A 22,038-nucleotide genomic window follows, 5' to 3' on the forward strand; every position below is an offset into this window, starting at 1 on the left:
CCCAGCGCGGTAGGGGCCTTGGGGGGGCTTGCACCGATGCAATTCCGGCGCTTGAAGCTCTCGGGCTTCAAGAGCTTTGTCGAGCCTGCCGAACTGCGGATCGAGCCCGGGCTGACCGGTGTTGTCGGCCCCAACGGCTGCGGCAAATCAAACCTGCTCGAGGCCATCCGCTGGGTGATGGGCGAAAGCAGCGCGAAGTCGATGCGCGGCGGCGGCATGGAAGACGTGATCTTCGCCGGCACGGCCAACCGCCCCGCGCGCGATTTCGCCGAAGTGTTGCTGACGGCGGAAACAGATCCTTCGGGCCCGCATGGAGGCGAGCTTGAAGTCGTGCGGCGCATCGAACGCGGCGCTGGCAGCGCCTATCGCGTCAATGGAAAGGATGTCCGCGCCAAGGACGTGGCGCTGATCTTCGCCGATGCGGCAACGGGTGCGCACAGCCCGGCCCTCGTAAGCCAGGGCCGGATCGCCGCAGTGATCGCCGCCAAGCCGGCGGAGCGGCGCATGATGCTGGAAGAGGCTGCGGGGATCGCGGGACTTCATGTGCGACGCCGCGACGCCGAGCAGAAGCTGCGCGCGACCGAAGCAAATCTGGCACGGCTTGATGACATGCTGGCCGGGCTCGAAAGCCAGATCGGCACGCTGAGGCGCCAGGCGCGCGCAGCAGAGCGCTACAAGGCGGTCAGTGAGAGAATCCGCGTCGCAGAGGCGCGGCTGGTCTTCGCGCGCTGGCGTGATGCGGCAGCGGCGGCCGATGCAGCGCGCAAGGAGGCGCAGGCCGCAGATCAGGCGGTCACGCAGGCACAGGCTGCAGCCGCCGAGGCCCAGACCACCCAGCACAAAGCCGGCGAAGCGCTAGCCCATGCGCGCGAGGAATTGTTCGACCGCCGGCAGGATTCCGCAGCGCAGGGCCAGCGGATGGCAAGCCTGACGGCACAGCTCGAAGCAGCGGAACAGCGCCTTGCCGACATCGACCGCCAGTTGCGGCGGATCGACGAAGATCGCGCCGCTGCCGATCGCATGACTACCGACGCCGCTGCAGCCCTCGCCAGGCTGGAAGGCGAAGTCGCCAAGGCCGAAGCGGCGCTGGCCGAAGATGAGGCCCGCCGCCCTGCTGCCGCCCGAGCGGTCGAGGATGCTGAGCGCGCAGCCCGCGCCGCCGAGCTGGCGTTGGCGCAGAAGGTTGCGGAGCAAGCCGGGATCGATGCCGAATGGCGCGTTGCCGAAGCAGCGGTTGCCGCAGCGCGGCAGCGTCTCGTTCGGCTCGACGCCGATCTGGCGCGCCTTGTCCAGCAAGCCGAAGCGCTGTCGCGCGAAGCCGATCCGGCAGCGCAATTAGCCGAGGCTGAGATGAAGCGCGCCTCGGCCGCCGCAGCGCTTGCCGAAGCGCAGGCTCGGCGCGAGGGCCTGACCGTCGAGCGCGAAACCCTGACCATCGCACGCGATGCGGCAGGCAATGCGCTCGCCGCCGCGCGCGCCGACCTTGCCGGGGTCGAACGCGAGGCCGAGGCGCTGGCCCGCGACAAGGCCGCGCGGGAAAAGGCGGCTGCCGCCAAGGGCAAAGGGCCAACGGCACTTTCCGGAAGCCGCGCCGCACCGGGTTGGGAACGGGCACTCGCCGCCGTACTCGGCCGCGATGCCGGCTCGCCCGTCGGCCCTGCTCCTGCACAGGCGGACGGCCGCTTCTGGACCGGCGCAGCCACGCCGACGAATGTTGCAGAATCGCTTCTCCGCTTTGTCCCGGCCTGTCCCGAGGAATTGAAGGCGCGGCTCGCTCTGGTCCACGCGGTGGAGGCGGACACCGGCCAGCCGCTCGCGCCGGGCGAATGGCTGGTCACGCGGGCCGGGCACCTGCGCCGGTGGGACGGTTTTATCGCGCGCGGCGAGGGTGCAGCTGAAGCGGCGGCGCTGGAAGCCGAGAACCGCCTGGCAGAGCTTCAGGACCGGCTGCCTGCGCTGCGTGCGAAGCTGGTCGACGCCGAGGCCACGGATGCAGAGGTACGGGCCGGCCTGCTGCGGATCCAGGCCCAGCTTGCAGAGAGCGAGCGGGCAATCTCGGCGGCGGCCGATGCGGAGCGCAGCGCCCTGCGGGCCATCGATGCGGCAGAGGCGGCACGCGCGCGGATGGAGGCGCGTCGCCAGGAACTCGACCGGATGACCGCCGACCTTGTCGAAGAGCGCAAAGGCGGCGAAGGCGAGCTGGCATTGGCCGAAGCAAAACGCGCTTCGCTGCCGGATCCCGAGGCCGGGCGCGCAGCGGTGGACCTTGCGCGAACCCGCAACGAAGCCGCACGGATCGCGCTGCAATCGGCGACCGCTGCCTCTGCGGCGCTGGAGCAGGCGCTTGCCGTCGCACGCGAAAGGCTCGGCGTGGTGCGCGTCGATATCCGCAACTGGCAATCGCGGGCGGGCGATGCTGCCAAGCGGCTGGCCGACATGACCGGCCGCGCCGAGGAACTGGCCCAGGACCGGCTCGTCTTCGCGGCCAAGCCTGCGGGTCTGGTCGCAGAGATCGAACAGGGCGAGGCAATCCGCAGCCGCATCGCCAGTGATCTGGCCGCGGCGGAAGCCACACTCGCGCAGTGCGAGACCGCAGCGCGCGCTGCCGACGCCCGGCTCTCCGCAACGACCGAGGCGCTTGCCACGGCCCGAGAATCGCGCGCCGGTTCTGCAGCACGGGCCGAGAACGAGGATGCTCGACGGCAGGAGATGGCAGGCATTTCGGGCGAACGGTTTCAGTGCCCGCCCCCGCTCCTGCCCGAACGCTTTGCCTTTGCCTCGGCCGATGTCGGCTCGTCGCAGGCTGAATCTGCCGAGCACGACCGGCTTGCCGCCGAACGCGAGCGGATCGGCCCGGTCAACCTGGTCGCCGCAGACGAACTCGCCGAAGCAGAGCTGCGCATGGGTACTTCGGTCACCGAGAAGGCCGAACTGGTGGAGGCGGTGCACCGGCTGCGCGGATCGATCGGCAACCTCAACCGCGAGGGCCGCGAGCGGCTGCGCGCGGCGTTCGAGGCTGTCGATGCGCACTTCCGCCGCCTGTTTGCTCGCCTGTTTGGCGGCGGCGAGGCCCACCTCGCCTTGGTGGACAGCGACGATCCGCTCGAAGCTGGTCTCGAAATCTTCGCGCAACCACCCGGCAAGCGCTTGCAATCGTTGACTCTTCTCTCCGGCGGTGAGCAAGCCTTGACAGCAGTCGCACTGATCTTCGCGCTGTTCCTGACCAATCCCGCGCCGATCTGCGTGCTTGACGAGGTCGACGCGCCGCTGGACGACGCGAACGTCGAACGCTTCTGCGACATGCTCGATGCGATGGTGGCAGAAACCAAGACCCGCTACCTGATCGTTACCCACAACGCCGTGACGATGAGCCGCATGCACCGGCTGTTTGGCGTCACCATGGTCGAAAAGGGCGTTTCCCGCCTCGTCAGCGTCGACCTTGGCGGTGCGGTCGACTTGCTGGCCAGCCAATGATGAGTGGTCGCTCGAAGCCGCCCGTCCAAACTCGACGGATCGGACCTTGTCAGTCAGTCAACTCGTGAGTACGTCCCGAACTGGCAATGACCTTCGAAGGGAAATCCTTTTGCGTGGCGTGACGACTGCTTTGCTGCTTGTCGCTTCAATTCAGACTGCCACTGCAGCCGGCGTAAAATGGGACCAAGCACCCCAAGGTTTTCTTGCTAATACTGGCCCGCGCGGAACCATAAGCTACAAAGTTGGGAATGAGCCAATACTGCGGCTCCCGCTGGTATGGACCGAGGCGGCTAGGATCGATGCCCCGGTAACATTTTCCTTTTCCGGAGAGAGCGTCACCATTCCTGCTGGCACCGTTCTCCCGGCCGTAACACTGACCGAACCAGCGGCACCCGCAATGCCGCGTAGGCTCTATTGCACACCCAGCAAGGTGAAGACGAGAACGAGGTCTGGCTCGCTTTGGGCCATGATGCAAAACAAGCTGATCAACAGCCTGTCTGACAGCCAAAAATGCCTGGAGGACACCGATGGGGACGGCAAGCTTGATCACACGCTAATGGTGGGCGAAGGGAAGGACGACCTGCGGCCCGGCTCACAGATCGACGCGATTTCGTTTGCAAAACTTTCCAACGCCGAAATTGGGCCAACTGACTACGTCACACTCGAATTGGCCAGCGCGAAGGCGGATAGTGCGACGATCATTTTGCGCGTCTATCAGGGCGAAAAACCCCTCCAGTTCATCCGTGTTAGTCAAGGTCCCTATACGGCAGAAGCCTGGACCAAGTACAAGAGCGCCGAGTCTTTCAACCGGCCCCTCGAGCTTTTTGGCATTCGCTTCGAGATCCTCTCTACAGACCCCGGGCAAAAGAGTGCGACCATTCGCTGGCCTGAGGATGCGCCACGCGATTCATTGCCCTTAATCCCCACGGATCTCTATCTTGTTATGCGCTGATCGGAATAGCGTGCTGTAACTTCCAAACCTCAAAGGTCGTTACGAATCCAGTACGAAGCGCGGGCCCGGCCCGGCAGCGCCGGCGCGGTCCTCCTTGTTGTAGAGCGCGCAGCGATCGAGGCTCAGGCAGCCGCAGCCGATGCATTCGTCGAGCTTGTGGCGGGTGCGGGTCAGCAACTGAATGCGCTGGTCTATCTCTCCGCGCAGCGCACGGCTAATCTTCTGCCAGTCGAGCACGGTGGGCGTACGCCCTTGCGGCAGCGTCGCAAGCGCCTGCTCGATCTGTCCCAAGCCGAGCCCCAACTTCTGCGCGATAAGCACGAAGCTCAGACGACGTATGTCGGACCGCAGAAAGCGGCGCTGGTTGCCGCCCGTGCGGACAGATTGAACAAGACCGCGCTCCTCGTAGTAGCGGATCGCCGAGACGGCGAGCCCGGTGCGCCGCGCCAGAGTGCCAATCGGAATTAGATCGTTGCGATTCACCGTAGGACCCTGCCTGCAAAGCTTGACCTCAAGTCAGCTTGAGCTTGCATAAGGGCAGGCGTCGATTCGAACAACAGTTGAGGAAGGACTTGAAGAGATGCGTGCAGCTCGTCTTGAACACGTGAATATTCGCGTGAGCGATCCCGACCGCACGGCGTCCTTCCTTGCGAAGTTGACCGGCTGGACAGAGCGCTGGCGCGGCCCGGCGATCGACGATGGGTGGACCATCCATCTGGGTGCGCAGTTCGATTACATCGCACTCTATAGACCAAAGGAACCGGTCACCGGCCGCTTCGAGAAGGGCGCTCCGCTCCAGCACGTCGGCATCGTGGTTGACGATCTGGACGCAGCTGAACGTATCGTGGAAGACCATGGCCTCGTGCCGTTCAGCCACGCAGACTACGATCCCGGCCGACGGTTCTATTTCTATGACTGGGACGGCATCGAGTTCGAACTCGTCAGCTATGCCTGACCGGCAAGGCCGATTGTCAGGCTCGCGAGTGCCATCAGCAGTCCAGCGAAACGGTTGGAGCGGAACTTGACCAACGGGTCCGCTCCGTCCTCCTTGAGAGTGAACACCTGCCAGCCGAGATGCATGGCCATCGGCGCAAGCGCTGCGAACACCAGCGGATCTGGCCGGACCAGCCAGAAGGCTCCGGCCCAGCAGACAAGCGCCACGCCATAGATTGCGCCGACGCCAGCCCTGACGTGGCGTCCGAACGAGAGTGCAGAAGAACCGATGCCCACAAGTGCGTCATCCTCGCGATCCTGCAAGGCGTAAATCGTGTCGTAGGCCATGCACCAAGCCCAGGCGCCGGCATAAAGCAGGCCCAAAGGCGCCAGACCTTCGAACCCGCGCGCCTCCACCCAGCCGACCGGCGCGCCCCAGGTGAAAACGAGGCCCAACCACGCTTGCGGCCAGCCGGTAATGCGCTTCATGAAAGGATAGGCGGCAACCAGCGCCAGACTGCCGAGCGCGACCAGTTGCGCCTGCCAGCGCAGCTGCAGCAACACCACCAAGCCGACTGCGCACAGCGAAAGCAGCCAGATCCAGGCAGCCTTCTTCGAAATGCGTCCACTCGCCACTGGGCGCGATGCGGTCCGTGCTACGCGCGCGTCGAGATCGGCATCGACAACATCGTTGTAGACGCAGCCTGCCCCCCGCATCGCGACGGCACCCAGCAGCATCCATAAGGCTATGTCCCAGCGCCTTGCGCCCCCCGCCAGGAAGAGGCCCCACGTGCAGGGCCAGAACAGCAGCCACCAGCCGATCGGCCGGTCGAAGCGCGCCAACTGGGCCAGATCGCGCGCCGGCTGTGGCAAGCGGGCAACCAGCCCTTTGTGCTCGCTATCTGGGACGATGTCGGAACGTGCGGAAGCGCCGGTCATGCTGGCGGCATAGCTCTGCGCGTTGCAATCGGCTAGGGCCTGCAACCATGCCCGCCACCCCTGCCTGGCCGCCTAAGTCGGCACCTCGCCTCTTCGTGCCCGCCCCCCTTGCAGAGGGCGCAACCGTGGCGCTCGACGGGGCGCAGTCGCATTACCTGGGAAAGGTCATGCGCGCAGCCGTGGGCGACGCGGTGATCCTGTGCGACGATACGAGCGGCGAATGGCTCGCTCGTGTGGCCCAGGTGGGCAAGCGCGATATCCAGCTGTCAGTGGAAGCGCTTCTCAGGCCGCGCGAACTGGTCCCGGATTTCTGGCTGTGCCCCGCCCTGCTCAAGAAGGATCGCTTCGATCTCGTCCTCGAAAAGGCGACCGAACTGGGCGTCGCAGCGATCCATCCGGTCCTGACGCGCCGCTGCGTGGCCGACCGGCTCAACCCGGAACGCGCCCGCGCGATCGTGACGGAAGCGGCAGAACAGTGCGCCCGCACCGCGCTCCCCACGCTGGAGCAACCCGTGAAGCTCGACGCGCTCCTGCGCGACTGGCCGGCAGATCGCGCGCTGTTCTTCGCGGACGAGAACGGTGGCGCGCCCGCCGCGGCCGCTTTTGCGGCCTATGCTGGCCCTGCCGCCTTGCTGATCGGGCCGGAAGGCGGATTCGATGATGCCGAACGCGCAGCGATCAGGGCTCACCCAGGCGCCCGGGCGATCACGCTCGGCCCACGCATCCTACGTGGCGAAACCGCTGCACTGGCCGCCACGGCTCTTTGGATGGGGACAACAGGCGACTGGAACGGGTGATCGTTGCGCTTTCGCAACAATGAATGGCAGCATTGGGACTAGCTAAACCCCCTCGCAACCTCTAACTGGCGCGCATGAGCACGCGGCAGGTTTCAGATAGCAACGAACCGGTAATCGAGAGCCGGGACCAGCTGGTCGCCCCGATGCAGAAGGGCGAAAAGCCGCGAGAGCGCTGGCGGATCGGGACGGAGCATGAAAAGTTCGTCTATCGCACCGACGATTTTCGCGCCCCATCGTACGCTGAACAAGGCGGCATCCGCGACCTCCTGCTCGCGCTGACCGAATATGGCTGGGAGCCGGTGATCGAGGGCGACAATGTGATCGCCATGTCCGGGCCGGACGGCACGGTCAGTCTCGAACCTGCCGGACAGCTCGAACTCTCGGGCGCGCCGCTCGAGAACCTGCACGAAACCTGCCAGGAAACGGGCCGTCACCTCGCCCAGGTGAAGTCGATCGGCGACAAGCTCGGCCTCGGCTATCTCGGCCTCGGCCTGTGGCCTGACAAGACCCGGGCCGAACTGCCGATCATGCCCAAGGGTCGGTACGAGATCATGTTGCGGCACATGCCGCGCGTGGGGACGATGGGCCTCGACATGATGCTGCGGACCTGCACCATCCAGACCAACCTCGACTATTCGAGCGAGGCCGACATGGTGCAGAAGTTTCGAGTCAGCCTGGCGCTCCAGCCGCTCGCAACGGCACTTTTCGCCAACTCGCCGTTCCTTGAAGGCAAGCCGAACGGCTTCCTTTCCTATCGCAGCCACATCTGGACCGATACCGACGCGGCCCGCACCGGCATGCTAGGCTTCGTGTTCGAGGATGGCTTCGGGTACGAACGTTATGTCGACTACATGCTCGACGTACCGATGTACTTCGTCTTCCGCGACGGCAAGTATATCGACGCCTCAGGCCAGTCGTTCCGCGATTTCCTGGACGGCAAGCTACCCGCGCTGCCGGGTGAAAAGCCCTTGGAGTCTGACTGGATCGACCATTTGTCGACCGCCTTCCCCGAAGTGCGGCTGAAGTCGTTCCTCGAAATGCGTGGTGCCGACGGCGGACCGTGGAGCCGGATTTGCGCGCTGCCTGCGTTGTGGGTCGGCCTGCTTTACGATCAGGGCGCGCTCGATGCTGCGTGGGATCTGGTCAAGGGCTGGGACATGGACGGGCGCGAGCGGCTTCGCGCCGAAGTGCCCAAGCTCGGCCTTGATGCCCCGCTGCCGGGTGGCGGCAAGCTGCGCGATGTGGCGGCCGAAGTGCTGGGCATTGCAAGGAGCGGTCTGGCCGCGCGGGCGCGCCTCAACGATGCCGGCGACAACGAGACAGGGTATCTCCTGCCGCTCGACGAGATTGTCGCCACTGGCAAGACGCCGGCCGAAAGGTTGCTCGATCTCTACCATGGCGAATGGGCCGGCGACCTCGGCAGGATCTATCAGGCCAAGAGCTTCTGACGCGGGAGCGACAAGCATGATCATCGTGATGGGTACGGTCAGGGTTCCGGTCGAAAACGTCGAGGCGATCCTGCCCGCCATGGAACGCGTGGTCACCGCCACCCGCGCCGAAGATGGCTGCATCGCCTATTCCTATGCGCAGGACATGCTCGAGCCGGGCCTGATCCACATCGCCGAAAAATGGCGCGACAGCGATGCGCTTTCCGCGCATTTCAAGGCTCCGCACATGGCGGCTTGGGTCACGGAACGCGCCGATCTTGGCCTTTACGACCGCCAGATCCGCCGCTTCGAGACCGATGAGGGCGAAGCGATCTAGCCGTTAGCGCGCCAGCGCACTGCGCCGTGCCCAGAGCAGTCGCCCCAGCCTGGTGAGCGGGGCGGTAATCAGGCCGTGCTCGGCCATCCAGGCATGATATTCGCGGTACTTGGCATCGGCGGCCAGCAGATGCTTCTCCTCGGTTTTCGCACGCCAGTAGTAAACGCCGCTGACAAGGCCGAGCGTCACGGTGTTGCGGATCACGTCGACCATGGATCCGCTAGTTGCCAGATAGGGCATCGAAGTGAGCCACCAGAAGCTGTTCTTGGAAAGATACGCGGGATGGCGGGTAAAGGCGTAAGGGCCGTTGGTCAGGATGCCGCGATAGGTCAGGTTCGAGAACCGCAGGCCGAATGCGACCGTCGCCCAGGCGTAGATCGCGGTGAGGATCACCATGGTCGCGCCCCAGACCCACAGCAGCGTGGTGTGCCCGGCCAGCCAATAGTCCCATTCCGCGCTGTGCGGCCGGTAGTCCAGCACGTCGCCGCCACCCATGAGGATGAACGGCGGATAGCAGATCAACGCCGCCACCCATCCCCCGAGATAGGGGTTGGCCGTGCGGATCTGGGCATCGAGCGGCTTCATCGTCAGCAGGTAGCCGACCATCGCAATCTGCACGTCGATCATGAACATCGTCTCGATCATGACGTTGGTCATCACCACTGGCCCAAGGTGCCAGGCAGCGTTCCAGTCGAACGCGACAACACCCATGAATCCCATCGGCAGGATCGAAATCATGAAGGCGCAGAAGAAGCCCTTCACAGCCCAACCGCGAAGATGATGGGCGACTTCGGCCTTGGAGAAAGGCTCTCGGCCCAGGAGCATGGCGCCGAAGTGCCAAGCCCCATCACGCGGTTCTACCAGCACGCGATCGAGCCATAGGACGTAGGGGACCGACAGGACTATCATCACCGGCCCTGCGATCTCGAGCATGTCCATCGCGAACAGGTAGGGGCCCCGCCAGTACCACCGCCCCAGGCAGTAGATAAAGGCGATCAGCGCCCAGGTCGCCCAGAGCCCTGCGATCTTGGTGATCGAAATCTGCGCGATCTCTCGCAGAGGCTTCGGGTTGTCCCAGTCGATCCCGGTCGAGGGGCGGCGATGAACCTTGTCGACCAGCAGCGACCAGAGCACCATCGGAACGCCTGAGAACAGCAGCGCCAAAAGTGCGGCATTGGCGCCATCGAGCTTGGCCCTGGGCCCCGGCAGGCCAAAAGCATCCACGATCGCCGGCCATTCGCGGCATACCATGAGCCAGAACAGCAGGCCGGCCACACCACACAGGCCCACGCCGGCAGAAATGTCGCTTGGCGGCCGGTTGGCCGGGACAGGAGGGCTCATGCTCATGGTCCCGCCCTTACCCGACAGAGCGTGCAGAAACCATGAAGAGACAAGGCCAGTCAAGTGTGCCTTGGCACTTCCCCTGCTCTGCTGCCCCGCGCGCGGCCGATCAGCGAAAAGCAGTGATCCGCCCGCTGTCGTCCAGCACATAGAGCGTCTGGTTCGCCACGATCGGCGCCAGCGATACCGACGATTTCACTTCGGCAAAAGGCGTCACCTTGCCGTCGGCAACCGACGCGGTCTGGATCTCACCCCGCGAGTTCGCGATCCACAGCCGGTTTCCGGCAAGCACTGGCCCGGTCCAGAAGATCGGGTCGATCTTCTTCTTTTCCTTGCGATAGTGCTGAAGCTGGGTCAGCCAGCGGACCTTGCCGTTGGCCTTGGCGATGCAAAGCAGCTTCGCCTCGTCGGTCAGCGTGAAGATCCACTCACCCGCGACGGCAGGCGTCGAAATCCCCGCGAGATTGAGCTCCCAGATGCGCTGACCGGTGACCAGTTCGTAAGCCGCCATGCGGCCGCCCTGGCCCAGCGCATAGACGCGCCCGTTCTCGATGATCGGATCGGCGTCGATATCGGTCAGCGTCGAAACCGACGTCGCGATCGAGGTGCGCGCCAGCGCATCAGACCACAGTTCGCGTCCGTTTTCATAACGGTAGGCAACGAGTTCGCCCGAGCTATAGCCCGCGACGAACGTGCCCTGGCCCGCCGCCGGTGCAGCCACGCCGAACACGCCCGACTGCGTCACCGATCCGGATTCGTGCCACAACTGCGTGCCGTCATCGACGTTGAGCGCAACGATCTGGTTGTCCTGCGTCATGACGGTCGCCGCGCCAAACGCGATGGTCGGCGAACCGCGCAGGGGTCCGGCGGGCTTCACCCGCCACTTGATCTTGCCGTCGGCGGCATCCAGCCGGGCAACTTCGCCAAGGCCGGTGGTCACATAGACCGCGCCGTCGTCAAACGCGGCACCACCGCCGAACACGGAAGCGTTGTTGCCGTCCATGCGGATGGCCGTCTTCCACTCTTCGCGACCGGTCGCGGCGTCGAAGGCATGGACGGTGCCTGCGGTGTCCATGACGAAAAGCTTGCCGCCGCCGACGACAGGCGATGCAGCAAGGCGCTCCTTCTTGGACGATCCCGGAATCTGCGCGACCCAGGCCTTGCGCGGCGCATCGCCGATCGCCAGGTGGCCGGTCGCCTTGGCGGCGCTGCCGGCAGCCTGTGCCCATTCAGCATTTGCTTCAGCCGGCGGCAGGACGACGTCCATCAGCGCGATCGATTCGTCGACCTTGGTCCCCGCCTCGATCCGCGAAAGGACGGGCACGCGCTGGCCGATCGTCGGGGTTGCCTTGACCTTGCCCTTGCCGGCACAGCCGCCGAGCGCGATGGCCAGAGCCGTCACGCCAAGCAGCGCGGCGCGCGAAATGCGGTTGCCATTCATCGATTGCATCCTCGTCATTCTGCCGTTGCCGGAGCGACCTTCACGATCGCGTCCTGCGGGTCGTCCACGGCATCGACGCCGAGCTGCCCCGCCAGCTGGCGAACGCGGCGGCGGAGCGATTCCGGAACGGTCTTGTCCTTGGCGATGCTGGCGAAAAGCGCGCCAGCCTGAGCATTGTCGCCGTTGTTCATATAGGCCACGCCCAGCAGTTCACCGGCGTTTCCGAACCAGGGATTGCCCGGAACGGCGAGCGGCTTGAGCCGGTCGATAACATGCTGCGGCTTCAGCGTGTCGAACTTGAGCGACACTTCCCGCACCGTTGCCAGATCGCGGAAAGGCTGCGGCGCCTTGGTATCTGCGGCGACTTCGGCGAAGATCTTCGCAGCTTCGTCCGTCTTGCCCTGCTGCGCGGCAATCGCGCCCTGCATCGTGCGCGCAGCCGCCTGGTAACCTGGGCCCGAGCTCTTGACGATCGGCGCAAGCGCCTCGTTGCCTGCCTTCAGATTGCCACCTTCGACCTGGTCGAGCGCCTTGGTGAACGCCTCGCCCTGCTCGCCCGCCACGGCGTTCTGATGGTTGTCATACCACAGATAGCCTGCCAGCCCGAGCAGACCGGCCAGGACGACAGCACCGACCGGTCGGCCCCACTTGCGGAGCACATCGATCGTCTGGTCTTCGCGCAGCGCATCGTCGACCTCGCGCAGGAAAACGTCCTGCTGCGCGGCCTGGCGTGCGGCAAACTGGTCGGAACGGGATTGGGGGGTCGTCGGTCTCAGGGCCAAGGCGCTGCTTTCGGTGTTTCGGCGGGGTCGCACGGGCGGGACACCCATTGCGCGCGGTGTTTAGCGGATGAGGCCGCCTTTTCAACTCGAATGATCGTGCACGCTCCTGCCGATCTGCAAGTGAACCACCAATGAAGCGTCATTGCTCAGGGAAAGCGATCGCGTTCGAGCGCCCGTGCATAGACCGCAGCGTAGCGTTCGACCATTCTCGCAGCGTCAAACTCCGCCCGCGATCGGACCTGGTTGGCCGCCCCTACACGCCGGCGCAGGGCTTCGTCAGAAGCGAGTGCGGCCAGTGCGTTGGCAAGCGCCGCTTCGTCGCCTTCTGCCGAAATGAAGGGGCGGTTGTCGGCGCTGACGATCTCGGCCACGTCGCCCACGGCCGGGCTTGCAACAGCCAGTCCGGCCGCCATGGCCTCGACCACGGAAAGCGGGAACTGCTCGCTGTCGGAAGAAAGGGCGAACAGGTCGAACAGCCCGATCGCGTGCGCCGGGTCCGCAACATGCCCGGGCAGGTGGACACGATGGCCGATCTCCAGCGCCATGGCTTCGGCCAGGATCGCCTCGCGCTCGGGCCCTTCCCCCAGGATCACCAGTTGCCATTCAGGCGGCAGATGAACCATCGCCCGCACCAGCCGGCGCAGGTTCTTGACGGGTCGCAATCCGGCCAGAGTACCAACCCAATATTCGCCCTTGCGCTTGATCACCCGCGGCAGCGCATCGGGCCGCGGCCTCGCGCCATAAGCGCGCGTGTCGATGCCGTTCGGGATGCGGCGTACCTTGCTGCGCGACTGACCCCATACGGAAAGCGCGATGTTTTCCAGACGCTGCGAGGGCACGATCAGCGTGGTCGCACGAGTAAGCGCGATACGGCGGTACCAGTTGCGCGCCGGCTTAGGCCCGCCTGCCTCGTCGGCATTGAACCCATCTTCGTGATGCACCAGCGGCGCAAGGCGATAGCGCGGGGCGAATAACGCGTGCGCCATGACCGCATCCATCGCCCCCCAATTGTACGTCAGCAGGAGGTCGTAACCCTGCATCGCCTGTGCGATCGCCTGCAGGCGGCGCACCGACAGGGGTCCGGCAAGCGCGGGAAAATCATGCAGGACATCAAGCCGTATGCGGGGCGCCACGAACTGCGCCGCGCCCAGGGCGTGCGGCTCTGCCGAAACCACGGCATGCTCCACGCCCGGACCGAAACGGTTGATAAGGTCCACGCTGCGCCGCTCCTTGCCTCCCGGTCCGAAGGTCGAATGGAGATGCAGCACGCGCAAAGGAGCCACCTGGGGCAGACTCATGCCAGCGCAGCGAGCAGCCGTTCGATCGCCGCGACCGCCACCGGCTCGTCAAGCGTCGGCGCATGCCCGACGCGCGCAACCGTAACCAGTTCGAGCTGCGGATTGCGCGCGGCCATCTCCTGCGCCGCCTCGGCCGAAAGTATGTCCGAATGCGCTCCGCGCAGCAGCAGCAGGGGCCGCCCGGCCAAGGCATCGAACGCAGGCCATAGATCGGGGGCGGCCCCTTCGGGCGCGGCATCAAGCGGCTCGGCGATCTTCATGTCGTAGTCGAATGCGATCCGCCCGCCGCTTCCCACCGCCATCGTGCGCTTGGCCATGCGCAGCCAATCGGTAATTGCGAAATCGGGGAAGATGTCGCCCTGCGCTTCGGCAAGAGCGCGGGCAGCGTGCATCCAGGTTTCAAAGCTGCGTCCCTGGCCCACATAGCTGCGGATCCGATCGAGCCCCTCGGTCTCGATCACCGGTCCGATATCGTTGATCACGGCCCCGGCGATCCTGTCGGCGCCGCCCAGCGCCAGCAGCATGGTCAGCAGGCCGCCCAGCGACGTGCCGATCGACACGAAGCGCGAAATCGCCTCGGCCTCGAGCAGCGCCTCGATATCCTGGACATACTGGCCCGGATGGTAGGTCATCGGGTCCTTGGCATAATCGCTATCGCCACGGCCGCGCAGGTCGATGCAAAGGACACGCCAGCCAAGGTCCGAAAGATGCTCCGCCAACGCTTCGAAATCGCGCGCATTTCGGGTCAGGCCCGGCATGCAGAGCACCGGTGGGCGCGCTGGATCGCCCGGATAGTCGCGAAAATGGAGGCGCAAGCCATCGCGGCTGGACCAGCTGCGCACCTGGTAATCGGCCATGGTCGCCAAGATGTCCTTCCTGCTGCGCTCGCGCTCGACCGAACGCAAAACGGACCCGGCCGTCCCAGCGCGTGCTTGCGCGGGCGACCGACGGGGGCCACTAATGCCGCGATGATCCCCGACCCGCAAGACGCCGCCTATCGCCCCGCCCCCCGAATCCGCGCTTTGACGGACTGGCTCGGCGATCCGGTGGCTGCGGCGGACTTTCCCGAAACGGTGCTGCGCTTGCGCAACGATCGCGCCGCGGCGCAAGTCGGGCTCGCCAATCTGTCGGATGCGCAATGGCTGGACCATTTCGGCCGGTTTTCGCCGCTGGACGACAATCTCCCCCAGCCGCTGGCCTTGCGCTATCACGGCCACCAGTTCCGCGTGTACAATCCGGATCTCGGCGATGGCCGCGGCTTTCTTTTCGCGCAGATGCTCGATGGCTCGGACCGCCTCATGGATCTTGGCACCAAGGGTTCGGGCCAGACCCCATGGAGCCGCCGCGGCGATGGGCGCCTCACGCTGAAGGGCGCCGTCCGCGAGGCGCTCGCCACCGAAATGCTCGAAGCCCTGGGCGTCAACACAAGCCGCACGTTCTCGATCATTGAAACGGGCGAGGCGCTGTGGCGCGGCGATGAACCTTCGCCCACCCGCTCCGCCGTGCTGGTCCGTCTGTCGCACGGGCACATCCGCTTCGGCACCTTCCAGCGCCTGCTCGCGCTCGAAGCCAGAGACGAAATGGCACAGCTGGTGCAATACTGCCTCGCCAACTTCCCCGGAGCCGCCGGCCCCGATGGGGCGAGCCCGGCGACACGGCTGCTCAACCAGGTGGTTGAAAGGATGGCCGATCTTGCCGCGAGCTACATGGTTGCGGGGTTCGTGCACGGCGTGCTCAACACCGACAACATGAACATCTCGGGCGAAAGCTTCGACTATGGCCCCTGGCGCTTCCTGCCGCGCTGGGATGCCGGCTTCACCGCTGCCTACTTCGACGAAGGCGGGCTCTATGCATTCGGCCGCCAGCCGGAAGCGATCCACTGGAATTGCGGGCAGCTTGCCGTTGCGCTCCGCCTTCTGGAAGATTCGCCACCGCTGATTGCCGCTTTGCAGCGCTTCCCTGACCTGTACCGCGAAGCGATGGCCCGCCGCTGGTGCTGGCGCCTTGGCGTCGAACCCAAGGGGCTCGATCCCGACAGCGCGCTGGTGGCCGCCTGCGAACAGGTCATGGTCAGCGACGGCGTCGCGCCAGATGCGCTGCTGTTCGGCTGGCGAGGCGGACGGCGCCCTGCCGATGCGACAAGCGAAGCGGCCAATGCGCTTGCGGATATGCTCGCCGGGTACGTACCCACACCTTCCGATCATCCCTACTGGAACGACGATGTACCGCAGTCGATGCTGATCGAAGAGGTCGAGGCGATCTGGGCTCCGATTGCCGAAAACGACGACTGGTCGGCCTTCCACGCCAAGATTGCCGCGTTGCGCCGGACGGGCGCAGCGCATGGTCCAGCCCCCATGCCGGCTGGACATATCGAAGGATAAGGGTAATCCCCTAATCCCCCGGTCCGGGTTTACCTTCTTTATTTGGTTACCAATTCCGTCCTAATGCGGAACAGCAGCTTGCGGCGGGAAGGCCGCCGTGATGAAGGAAAACGTGGAGCACACGCCCGTCATTCCCGACGAGATCGTATCGATCGAACCCGCCACCGGCGTCGAATTCTGGCGCGGCAAGGTTGGGGACGTCGACGAGATAGTCGCCCGTGCGCGCAGGACGTGGCCGGCCTGGGCGGCACAACCGCTGTCGACGCGCATCGAACTTGTCCGCCGGTTCGCCAACGAAGTGCGCAAGGAAGCCGACAAGCTTGCCACCACGATTGCGCGCGAAACCGGCAAACCGATGTGGGAAGCCCGCGCCGAAGTCGAAAGCGTGGTCAACAAGGTAGAGATTTCGGTGCGCGCCTACGCCGAGCGCACGGCCCAGCGCCGGCTCGACAGCGCCTTGCAGGGGACTTCGGCGATCCGCCACAAGCCGCATGGCGTGATGGCCGTGATCGGTCCTTACAATTTCCCCGCACACCTTCCCAACGGCCACATCGTGCCCGCCCTGATCGCGGGCAACGTGGTGGTGTTCAAGCCTTCTGAAAAGGCGCCGGCCACGGGTGAATTGCTCGCGCAATGCTTCCACCGCGCGGGAATTTCCGCCGCCGTGGTCCAGGTCCTGATCGGCGGCCCCGCACAGGGCCAGGCGCTTGCCCAGCATGATGGCGTCGACGGCGTGCTCTTCACCGGCTCGGCGCATGTCGGCATCGCCATCAACCGCCGTCTTGCCGGAAACCCGGGCAAGGTCGTTGCGCTCGAAATGGGCGGCAACAATCCGATCGTGGTGTGGGACACGCCCAAGATCGCCGATGCCGCGGCCATCGTCGCCCAGTCTGCCTTCACTACGGCAGGGCAGCGCTGCACCTCGGCCCGCCGCCTGATCGTGAAGAGCTCGATCTACGACGACATCGTGGGTGAAGTGAAGCGGCTTGCCGATCGCATGATCGTCGGCGCGCCGTTCGACGATCCCCCGCCCTTCATGGGTCCGGTGATCGACAACCGCACCGCCGACGGCCTGACCGAGAGCTTCGTCTATCTGCTGTCCAGCGGTGGCCGACCGATCAAGCACATGGTGCGCCTGCACGAAAACCTGCCCTTCCTCAGTCCGGCGATGATCGACGTGACGTCGATCGCGGAACGGCCTGATGTGGAACTGTTCGGTCCGCTGCTCCAGATCGTCCGGGTCGATGATTTCGACGCGGCCATTGCCGAAGCGAACAATACCCGCTTCGGCCTGTCGGCGTCGCTGGTGGGCGGTACCCCCACCGATTACAGCCGCTTCTGGGCGAACGTGCGCGCGGGTGTGGTCAACTGGAACCGCCCGACCAACGGCGCTTCCTCGGCTGCACCATTCGGCGGCACGGGCCTTTCGGGCAACAACCGGCCGAGCGCTTATTACGCCGCCGACTACTGCGCTTATCCCGTCGCCTCGACGGAGATGGAGCAGCCGCGCGCCGGGATCGGCGTGGGCCTGCGCAGCGACTGACGCTTACTGCCCGGCTCGCCCGGTCGGATCGGGCAGCGGCCGCACCGGATCGATCGGCCCGGCGGGCACCATCGCAGCATTGCGCATGTTCTTCTGCGACAGGTCGGGATCGACGAGGAGCTGGCCTTCGATGGCCTCGGTCATCACCGGATCCTCGTTCTGCCTGCGCTCGTCGGGCGCGCTGTCTGCGCACCCCGTCACAAGCGCCAGAAGCGCCAGACTTGCCATCTTGCGACCCGTTCCCATCGACCTGCCCTAGCACGCCGCTGGTTAAGAACGCAAAAAGGAGCGCCCGGCGAACCGGAGCGCTCCTCGTCTGCCTTGCCCTGGTGCGACCCGAAGGGCTGGCTATGTCTTAGCGGCAGCGCGAACCGCCACGGTCCACTTCACGGCCCAGCAGCGCGCCGCCGGCTGCGCCAAGGATGGCGCCAAGCGTGCGGTCGCCGCGGTAACCGGCCACTTCGCGACCGATCAGCGCGCCCGCCGCGCCACCGACCAGCAGACCAGTCGTGCCATCGTTGCGGCGGCAGTAGGTGCGGCCATCCCGCCCGCGCCAGCTCTGCCCGCGGTAGTAATCGCCACGGTTGTAATCACGGCGATCGTAGTCGCTGTAGTAACGACGGCCATAATCGCCGCCGCGATAACGGTCGTACCGGTCATAGTCGCCATAGCGGCCATCGTGGTTCCAGCTCTGCTCGAGCTGCACGGTACGTGCCTGCGGCGTTCCGAAATCGGCGGCCACCGCCGGAGCGACAGCGGTGGTGAAGGTGCCTGCAGCGGCGAGCGCCATCGCGGCCTTGGTCATGATCTTCATGGTTGGTCTCCTGTTCTGGCGGCGCTTCGACCTCTTCGGAGCGGCGTCGTTGGTTCATGTTTAGAAGGTCGAACCTGAACGGAATGCAACGCGTCCGTCAGATTTGCCGAAATCGACGAACCGTTCGTTGGCGGCCATGAGCTGTGCGGAGTGAGCGACGAAACATCGCTTGGCCTGCCAGTCGCTCTCTGCAAGAGAGCGGCCATGACGTCTTCCAAGTTGGTCGGCCCGGGTCTTGGCGCCGCAATCCTCGCCTATCTGATCTGGGGCTTCCTGCCCCTCTACTTCCATGCGCTCGTTCATGTGCCAGCGCTCGAACTCGTGGCGTTCCGGATCTGCCTTACGCTGCCATTCTGCCTGATCGTCATCGCCTGGCGGGGTTTTGGCGCTGAACTGCGCGCCGCGCTGCGCAATCGGGCCGTGCTGATACGTTTGTGCGCCAGTGCAGCGCTGATCGCCACCAACTGGCTGATATTCGTCATGGCCGTCGCCAACGGCCATGTCCTCGCATCGAGCCTGGGATACTATATCAACCCGCTGCTCAACGTGCTGATCGGCACGATCTTTCTAGGCGAAAAGCTGAACCGCACGCAGTGGACTGCCGTCGCCGTCGCTGCGGCCGGTATCGCTCTGCTGCTGTGGGGCGCGCTCGACATGCTCGGGATCGCCATGGTGCTGGCGGTCAGCTTCGCGCTCTATGGCCTGATCCGCAAGATAACGCCGGTCGCCTCGGTTCCGGGGCTGACGATCGAGACGATGGTCCTGTTCATTCCCGCAACCTGTGCGGTGATCTGGTTCGCGCTTCAGCCAGCCGGCTCCAGCCTCACCCACGGCGCAGGCACAGCAGGCCTTCTTGCGCTGAGCGGCATCGTCACCGGCGTGCCGTTGCTGCTGTTCGCCTTTGCCGCACAGAAGCTTGACCTGTCGGTCCTGGGCTTCGTCCAGTTCCTTGCGCCCACGATCAGCTTCCTGCTCGGCACCGTGGTGTTCGGCGAACCGCTCGATACGGTGCGCCTTTCCTGCTTCGTGCTGATCTGGACCGCGATTGCGCTGTTCAGCGCCGACATGCTCCGCCGCCGGCGCCTCGAATCGCGCTCAAGAAGCGAAGCGCCAGCCTAGCGATTCGCCGGCATGGAACGGCACGATTGTCGTGCCGTTCGCATCGACCGTCTCGGGCACGCTCGTTCCCATGCGCTCCAGCGTTACCGTGCCCTCGTTCACCGGCATGCCGTAAAATGCCGGACCGTTGAGCGAGGCAAAGCCCTCGAACTTGTCGAGCGCGCCTTCCTCGTCGAAAACCGCGACGTAGCTTTCCAGCGCATAGGGCGCATTGAAGATGCCGGCGCAGCCGCAAGCCGCCTCCTTCAGATGCTTGGCGTGCGGCGCGGTATCGGTGCCCAGGAAGAACTTCGCGCTGCCCGAAGTTGCCGCCTTGCGCAGCGCCAGCCGGTGCTTTTCGCGCTTGGCCACCGGCAGGCAATAAGCGTGCGGACGGATCCCGCCGACCAGCATCGCATTGCGGTTGATGTGCAGATGCTGCGGCGTGATCGTCGCGCCGATCCGGTCGGATGCCTCTGCCACGAACTGCGCGGCTTCCTCGGTGGTGATGTGCTCGAACACCACCTTCAGCCCGGGCAGCGCTTTCACCAGCGGGATCAGCGTGCGCTCGATGAACACCGCCTCGCGATCGAAGATGTCGACGTGCGAATCGGTAACCTCGCCGTGGATCAGCAAGGGCATGCCGAGCTTCTCCATGCGTTCCAGCACCGGCATGATGTTGGCGATCGCCGTAACGCCATGCGCCGAGCCTGTCGTGGCATGCGCCGGATAGAGCTTGGCCGCCACGAACACGCCGGCGGTGAAGCCGCGCTCGACCTCGTCGGGATCAGTCGCATCGGTGAGGTAAAGCGTCATCAGCGGGGTGAAATCGACGCCTTCTGGCACCGCCGCAAGGATGCGGTCGCGATAAGCCGAAACACCGGCAACGTCGGTCATCGGTGGCGAAAGGTTGGGCATGACGATCGCACGGGCGAACTGGCGCGCGGTGTAGGGGAGCACGCCTTTCAGCACCTCGCCATCGCGCAGGTGAACGTGCCAGTCGTCGGGGCGGCGGATCGTCAGAGTCTCGGTCATGGGGCAGACGCTTTGCCACAGCGCGCCGATGACGCAACCTGCTCTGCAATGAAAAGCTGGACCGCCCCACTTGAACGCGCCCCCGCCCATGCCAAATGGAGCGCATGCCCCAGCCCCGCCTGTTCGACCGCGCGCTCGTCCGCCTCGCCCCCGAAGACCCGGCCGAGGATGTTGCCGCTTTCCTCCAGGGCCTCGTCACCAATGACGTGAAGGGGCCGCTCCCGGTCTGGGCGGCGCTGCTCTCTCCGCAAGGCAAGGTGTTATTCGACTTCCTGGTCTGGCCCGATGGCGATGGGCTGCTGCTCGATTGCGAAGCCTCGGTCGCCGATGCCCTTGCCAAGCGCCTGTCGCTTTACCGCCTGCGTCGCAAGATCCGCATCGAACGCGCCGACAACCTGGGCGTCTACTGGGAAGGCCATGCCGGCGATGGCGCCGCCGCCGATCCGCGGCTTCGCGCGCTCGGCCAGCGCTGGATCGCCCCGGTGGGGGATGAAGACCGGGCCGCGGATGCCGCATGGCTTGAACACCGCCTCCGCCTTGGCGTCACCGAAGGGCAGGCCGAGCTTCGCAGCGACAAGACGCTTTGGCTCGAATGCAACGCGGTGGATCTCAACGGCGTCAGCTTTACCAAGGGCTGCTATGTCGGCCAGGAAAACACCGCGCGCATGAACTGGCGGCAAAAGGTCAATCGCCGCCTATTGGTTCTCCCGCTGGATCGTTCGGACGAATCGCGCCGCCGCGCCGCATATCCCGAGCTTGGCCTGGCGGTCGATCACCTGCGGGTCGAGGACATCATCCCCGACCTTGCCCCGCACTGGATGGACCTTACCCCCCCGGCGTGATCGGCGCGGGCTGCAACCCTTCGACCAGCATCGCTTCGGCCCGGTCGCGTGCGGCATTGCGCGGCAATTCGAGCGCTTGCGCCAGCGGCCCACCCATCAGCGCATCGCCCAGCGCCATCAGCACCAGAGCCAGCGTATTGCCGCGCTGCGTGTCCGAACCATATTCGTCCAGATCGACGACAAGGTCGTGGATCGTATCGACGATGGGATCGAGCGCGTCTTCGTTGCCGGAAAGCAGCATCCATGATGCCAGCGCACCTGCCCCTTCCTTGTCGAACGCATCGAACGTCAGGTCGACAACGTCGCGCGGGCAGCCGATGCCGGAACGCTGTGCGATCACGGCCTCGCGGATCGTGGCGCAGATCGTTTCGGCCAGATAACCCGCCAGCGCCTTCTGCAGGCCCGAGGCAGAGCCGAAATGGTGGAGCAGATTGGCATGCGTGCGCCCGATCCGTCCCGCCACTGCCTTCAGCGTCACCGCTTGCGGCCCAGCCTCGATCAACAGTGCGCGCGCGGCTTCAAGGGCGGCGACGCGGCTTTCCTCCGGACTGAGGCGCTTCCTTATTGACATTGTTGTCAGTTACTCTATCTCTGGCCCTACTGA

At 65.4% G+C, this 22,038-nt stretch carries 21 protein-coding genes; 10 read left to right on the forward strand and 11 right to left on the reverse strand.

The genetic code is table 11. The features are described from left to right. The first annotated feature begins 36 nt into the window (after window positions 1–36). Window positions 37–3,474, forward strand: coding sequence for a chromosome segregation protein SMC (gene smc, locus AACH40_RS13325; protein WP_338642828.1), 3,438 nt, complete (start codon window positions 37–39; stop codon window positions 3,472–3,474). Between the two features lie 466 nt (window positions 3,475–3,940). Further along, window positions 3,941–4,426 carry a hypothetical protein gene (locus AACH40_RS13330; RefSeq protein ID WP_338642829.1) on the forward strand — a complete coding sequence of 162 codons (486 nt, stop codon included), beginning with the start codon at window positions 3,941–3,943 and terminating at the stop codon, window positions 4,424–4,426. A gap of 39 nt (window positions 4,427–4,465) precedes the next feature. Here AACH40_RS13330 and soxR read toward each other — a convergent pair whose 3' ends face one another. Continuing rightward, the gene (soxR, locus tag AACH40_RS13335) at window positions 4,466–4,909 is read right to left on the reverse strand and encodes a redox-sensitive transcriptional activator SoxR (protein ID WP_338642830.1); all 444 of its coding nucleotides are present in this window, start codon (window positions 4,907–4,909) and stop codon (window positions 4,466–4,468) included. Between the two features lie 97 nt (window positions 4,910–5,006). Here soxR and AACH40_RS13340 point away from each other — a divergent pair, with 97 nt between their 5' ends. Beyond that, window positions 5,007–5,381 carry a VOC family protein gene (locus AACH40_RS13340; protein ID WP_338642831.1) on the forward strand — a complete coding sequence of 125 codons (375 nt, stop codon included), beginning with the start codon at window positions 5,007–5,009 and terminating at the stop codon, window positions 5,379–5,381. Here AACH40_RS13340 and ubiA read toward each other — a convergent pair. Beyond that, window positions 5,372–6,298, reverse strand: coding sequence for a 4-hydroxybenzoate octaprenyltransferase (gene ubiA / locus AACH40_RS13345; protein WP_338642832.1), 927 nt, complete (start codon window positions 6,296–6,298; stop codon window positions 5,372–5,374). The two genes, AACH40_RS13340 and ubiA, sit on opposite strands and share 10 nt — an antisense overlap. A 47-nt stretch (window positions 6,299–6,345) precedes the next feature. On the opposite strand from ubiA, the gene AACH40_RS13350 reads away from it, so the two are divergent. The 3 genes from AACH40_RS13350 (at window position 6,346) to AACH40_RS13360 (ending at window position 8,859) form a co-directional block, all read left to right on the forward strand. Further along, window positions 6,346–7,095 carry a 16S rRNA (uracil(1498)-N(3))-methyltransferase gene (locus AACH40_RS13350; protein ID WP_338642833.1) on the forward strand — a complete coding sequence of 250 codons (750 nt, stop codon included), beginning with the start codon at window positions 6,346–6,348 and terminating at the stop codon, window positions 7,093–7,095. 74 nt (window positions 7,096–7,169) lie between these two features. Beyond that, entirely contained in the window at window positions 7,170–8,543 is a 1,374-nt protein-coding gene (locus tag AACH40_RS13355) for a glutamate--cysteine ligase (protein ID WP_338642834.1), read from the forward strand. Between the two features lie 16 nt (window positions 8,544–8,559). After that, the gene (locus tag AACH40_RS13360; RefSeq protein WP_338642835.1) at window positions 8,560–8,859 is read left to right on the forward strand and encodes a putative quinol monooxygenase; all 300 of its coding nucleotides are present in this window, start codon (window positions 8,560–8,562) and stop codon (window positions 8,857–8,859) included. A 3-nt stretch (window positions 8,860–8,862) separates the two neighbouring features. Here the strand turns inward: AACH40_RS13360 and AACH40_RS13365 are convergent, their stop codons facing one another. The 5 genes from AACH40_RS13365 to AACH40_RS13385 form a co-directional block, all read right to left on the reverse strand. Next, window positions 8,863–10,206, reverse strand: coding sequence for a protein-S-isoprenylcysteine methyltransferase (locus tag AACH40_RS13365; protein ID WP_338642836.1), 1,344 nt, complete (start codon window positions 10,204–10,206; stop codon window positions 8,863–8,865). 103 nt (window positions 10,207–10,309) lie between these two features. Next, the gene (locus tag AACH40_RS13370; RefSeq protein WP_240959268.1) at window positions 10,310–11,641 is read right to left on the reverse strand and encodes a PQQ-binding-like beta-propeller repeat protein; all 1,332 of its coding nucleotides are present in this window, start codon (window positions 11,639–11,641) and stop codon (window positions 10,310–10,312) included. A 14-nt stretch (window positions 11,642–11,655) separates the two neighbouring features. Next, window positions 11,656–12,423 (reverse strand): tetratricopeptide repeat protein, encoded by a 768-nt coding sequence (locus AACH40_RS13375; RefSeq protein ID WP_338642837.1) that lies wholly within the window; start codon window positions 12,421–12,423, stop codon window positions 11,656–11,658. 146 nt (window positions 12,424–12,569) lie between these two features. Beyond that, on the reverse strand, window positions 12,570–13,697 hold the full coding sequence (locus AACH40_RS13380; protein WP_422394909.1) for a glycosyltransferase: 1,128 nt from the start codon (window positions 13,695–13,697) through the stop codon (window positions 12,570–12,572). Window positions 13,698–13,717: 20 nt separating this feature from the next. After that, the gene (locus AACH40_RS13385; protein WP_338646092.1) at window positions 13,718–14,578 is read right to left on the reverse strand and encodes an alpha/beta hydrolase; all 861 of its coding nucleotides are present in this window, start codon (window positions 14,576–14,578) and stop codon (window positions 13,718–13,720) included. Between the two features lie 111 nt (window positions 14,579–14,689). Here AACH40_RS13385 and AACH40_RS13390 point away from each other — a divergent pair, with 111 nt between their 5' ends. After that, the gene (locus tag AACH40_RS13390; RefSeq protein WP_338642839.1) at window positions 14,690–16,102 is read left to right on the forward strand and encodes a protein adenylyltransferase SelO family protein; all 1,413 of its coding nucleotides are present in this window, start codon (window positions 14,690–14,692) and stop codon (window positions 16,100–16,102) included. Window positions 16,103–16,202: 100 nt separating this feature from the next. After that, window positions 16,203–17,645, forward strand: a complete 1,443-nt coding sequence (astD, locus tag AACH40_RS13395) for a succinylglutamate-semialdehyde dehydrogenase (RefSeq protein ID WP_338646094.1) — start codon at window positions 16,203–16,205, stop codon at window positions 17,643–17,645. A 3-nt stretch (window positions 17,646–17,648) separates the two neighbouring features. Here astD and AACH40_RS13400 read toward each other — a convergent pair whose 3' ends face one another. Then, on the reverse strand, window positions 17,649–17,891 hold the full coding sequence (locus AACH40_RS13400) for a hypothetical protein (protein ID WP_338642840.1): 243 nt from the start codon (window positions 17,889–17,891) through the stop codon (window positions 17,649–17,651). Window positions 17,892–18,000: 109 nt separating this feature from the next. Then, window positions 18,001–18,459 carry a glycine zipper 2TM domain-containing protein gene (locus tag AACH40_RS13405; protein ID WP_338642841.1) on the reverse strand — a complete coding sequence of 153 codons (459 nt, stop codon included), beginning with the start codon at window positions 18,457–18,459 and terminating at the stop codon, window positions 18,001–18,003. Between the two features lie 204 nt (window positions 18,460–18,663). Between AACH40_RS13405 and rarD the strand changes: the two genes are divergently transcribed. Next, window positions 18,664–19,578, forward strand: a complete 915-nt coding sequence (rarD, locus tag AACH40_RS13410; RefSeq protein ID WP_338642842.1) for an EamA family transporter RarD — start codon at window positions 18,664–18,666, stop codon at window positions 19,576–19,578. Here rarD and pyrC read toward each other — a convergent pair. Further along, on the reverse strand, window positions 19,555–20,592 hold the full coding sequence (pyrC, locus tag AACH40_RS13415) for a dihydroorotase (RefSeq protein WP_338642843.1): 1,038 nt from the start codon (window positions 20,590–20,592) through the stop codon (window positions 19,555–19,557). The two genes, rarD and pyrC, sit on opposite strands and share 24 nt — an antisense overlap. 104 nt (window positions 20,593–20,696) lie before the next feature. On the opposite strand from pyrC, the gene AACH40_RS13420 reads away from it, so the two are divergent. Beyond that, a complete protein-coding gene (locus tag AACH40_RS13420) occupies window positions 20,697–21,434 on the forward strand; it encodes a folate-binding protein (RefSeq protein ID WP_338642844.1) in 738 nt (245 codons plus the stop codon). On the opposite strand, the gene AACH40_RS13425 is transcribed toward AACH40_RS13420, so the two are convergent. Further along, the gene (locus tag AACH40_RS13425; protein ID WP_338642845.1) at window positions 21,418–22,005 is read right to left on the reverse strand and encodes a TetR/AcrR family transcriptional regulator; all 588 of its coding nucleotides are present in this window, start codon (window positions 22,003–22,005) and stop codon (window positions 21,418–21,420) included. The two genes, AACH40_RS13420 and AACH40_RS13425, sit on opposite strands and share 17 nt — an antisense overlap. Window positions 22,006–22,038 lie beyond the last annotated feature (33 nt).

Source organism: Novosphingobium olei, assembly GCF_037076535.1.
In the GTDB taxonomy this organism is placed as follows: domain Bacteria; phylum Pseudomonadota; class Alphaproteobacteria; order Sphingomonadales; family Sphingomonadaceae; genus Novosphingobium; species Novosphingobium olei.